Here is a 2,672-nt window from a genome sequence, read left to right on the forward strand (position 1 = left end):
AGTGCAGCAGATAGTGCAATAGCGAAAGCGGAGCAAGCCCAACAGAGCACAACAGAAGCCTCTAGAATAGCTTTGGAAGCGAAAGCGGTAGCAGAGTCTGCGGCGCGTTCAGGAGAGACGGCAGGGCAGGTGAATGCAGAAGCGGTGAAGGGCATAGCACAAGAGGCGAAGCGTAAAGCGGAAGCAGTAGAGAAGGTAGCAGAAGAAACGAAAGGTGCTTTGGATGGTCTAAAACAATTAGCCAATAGTGCGAAGTCGACAGCGGACGAGGCAAAGAAGGTAGCTGATGGTGCACAAAAGAAGGCATCACAGGTAGAGACAGTAGCGGGTGAAGCTGAAAAGATAGCGAAAGAAGCCAAACAGACAGCTGGTTATGCTAACCATGAGGCGGCACAAGCGCGCAGTGAGGTAGAAAAGGCAAAAAGTACAGCTCATGAAGGATGGAGTAATGCCAATAAAGCTCAGGAAGTAGCAGGTGACGCTAAGACTATAGCAAGTTTAGCGCGGATGTATTCAGACGAAGCCAAGAAGATAGCGGAAAATTCAGGCAACACAGCTCATCAAGGGTGGAGTACAGCTAACAACGCGAAGGAAGTAGCCGATAACGCTAAGACTATAGCAAGTTTAGCACGGACATATGCAGACGAAGCCAAGAAAAAAGCGGAATTAGCAGATTCACAATCCTATCAAGCTAAGGGCGAAGCCGAAAAAGCCAAGGAAATAGCTAATAGTGCAAAATATACAGCAGAACAAGCACAGAAAGCGGCAGAAGCGGCGGGTAAAAAGGCAGCGTCTTTAGCATCATCTTTAGAAGACAAGCTAGAAGAGACAGAAAAAACAGCGAAGGAAGCCAAACAGAAAGCTGTTTATGCCGAAAATGATGCGAGGCAAGCTCGTAGTGAGGCAGAATCTGCGAAAAATATAGCTTATAATGCTAGTAGTACAGCTAACAACGCGAAGGAAGTGGCAGATAACGCTAAGACTATAGCAAGTTTAGCAGAAACGGCAGGCGAGGAAGCCAAGAAAATAGCAGAAGCAGCCAATTCACGAGCGTATGAAGCCAAGAATGAAGTAGAAAAAGCCAAGGAAATAGCGAGTAATGCAAAATATATAGCAGGAGAGGCGCAAAAGGCAGCTGAAACAGCGGGTAAGAAAGCCGCGTCTTTAGAAGAAGAAGCGGAAGAGGCACAAAAAATAGCCAAGGAAGCCAAGGAGTCTGCTGGTTATGCAAGACATGATGCGACGCAAGCGCGCAATCAGGCAGAAAATGCAGAGAAAATAGCCTCGTCTGCGAGGAGTAGGGTTATTGATATCAACCAAGTGGTTGAGAATTTTAAAGCCCCCGTAAGTTTAGCGCGGATGTACTCAGAAGAAGCCAAGAAAAAAGCCGAGTCGGCAGATTCACAAGCCTATCAAGCCAAGAGCGAAGCCGAAAAAGCCAAGGAAGTAGCCGATAGAGCGAAAAGGACAGCAGAAGAAGCCAAAAAAACAGCCGATACGACGAAACAAGAGCTTGGAGGTATCAAGAGTTCCCTAGCAACGGCAACAACAGCCCATACAGTAGCTTCACAGGCAAAAGCGCTAGCGGAAGAGGTAAACAATTTACTGAAACAGTCCAATTTAACGGTTCTTTCAATTTCCACCCCGTTTCTTGTAGCGACAGGCAAAGCGCAATTAACCTTGAAAAAAGGAACACGCATAACTTTGGCATTAGGCAATGATATTTTAGTTGCAAGTTATACGGTAGATACAAGAATAAGCGTTCCTTCTCTTTCGGCGGGTAAGGATTATTATGTTTATTTGGTTTCTGATGGAGGACAGTCTCATAAATTTGTTTTATCAGAAAACTCTACGTATCCAAGGGATTACACAGTGAGTAATTCGCGAAAGATAGGAGGGTTTCATACGCTCTGTGCGGATGTTGGTACGATTTCCGGTCACCCCTTGTCTGGTTATAGGGCAGGGGATATTTTACCCAATTCAGTTTGGTGTCTCAATCACCGCCCGCATAGTTCACCAGAGGGAATGGTCTACGACCCCTCTACAGATCTTTGGGTTGATATTTATCTTCAATCAGGGACGGGTGAAAATACGAAATCAATGTATCGTACCAATATAACAACAAACCGTAATTATACCGAACATGTAACAGATATGGCGCGTGTTAAAAAATCTTTACTGAGTGATGAAGCGTTTGCTTCTGCTATGTATGGAAGCAATGAAAAGACACATATTGTTGGCAAGAAAGAACCAACCTCTAAGGTTTCAGGTGGATATAAGGATACGGCGAATCGTCGAATGATCTCGCATATCGGTTGTGAGGATGGTTGCGGTTATGTTTGGCAATTTTTATCGGGCACGTTTCCTATACCCATAAGCCGTACGCAAAATACGTTTGAAATGAGAGCATTGTTAGGGGGTGGTAGCTGGAGTAATACAACGGATAATGGGCGTTTTACTCGAGCCGCCATGATCGTCAATGGTGGAAATGAACAAGTTGCGGCGCGTGGATGTAGCCATACGCGTCATTTTGTTTAGGAGGGAGAAATGATAGAATATCCAGAACATTTAAATAGCAAAGAAGATTATCTGAACATGCTTTCTTTTGACAAAGTTGAAACAGTAAGAAGGCTAGAGATGCTTTTGACAACGCGTTTTTATTGGTTTTTTGT

The 2,672-nt window shown here is 44.8% G+C and carries 1 pseudogene; it reads left to right on the plus strand.

Annotated elements, in window-relative coordinates:
- Positions 1–2,538 (plus strand): annotated as a pseudogene (locus ACFINZ_RS08725) (hypothetical protein); the annotation flags it as partial.
- Between the last annotated feature and the right edge of the window lie 134 nt (positions 2,539–2,672).

It is taken from the genome of Bartonella sp. AA81SXKL (genome assembly GCF_042196945.1).
GTDB lineage: Bacteria > Pseudomonadota > Alphaproteobacteria > Rhizobiales > Rhizobiaceae > Bartonella.